This is a genomic window from uncultured Tateyamaria sp., assembly GCF_947503385.1.
GTDB lineage: Bacteria > Pseudomonadota > Alphaproteobacteria > Rhodobacterales > Rhodobacteraceae > Tateyamaria.
This window is the reverse complement of sequence record NZ_CANNDO010000030.1, coordinates 1-211: the sequence shown is the minus strand read 5'-3', so window position 1 is coordinate 211 and position 211 is coordinate 1. Positions and strand designations below refer to the sequence as shown.

The 211-nt window shown below is 58.3% G+C and carries 1 pseudogene; it reads right to left on the bottom strand.

Going from position 1 to position 211, the window contains the following annotated elements:
* Positions 1 to 211: pseudogene (locus Q1A85_RS22950) on the bottom strand (IS3 family transposase); the annotation flags it as partial.

Below are 211 nucleotides of genomic sequence, written 5' to 3'. Positions count from 1 at the left end.
CGGTCGTCCCCATCCCCGAGCATAGCTTTTTTGAGAAGCCGCAGCTCGAGTGTCTGTTCAGCGACCACCTCTTTGAGGTCCCTGGCTTTACGGCGCAGCTCTTTGACCTCGTCCGTGTTCGCAGCCCGAGCGGTATCGGCAGCCAGACGCTTCTTGCCCGCTTCCATGAAATCTTTCGACCACTTGTAGTAAAGGCCCTGGGAGATGCCCT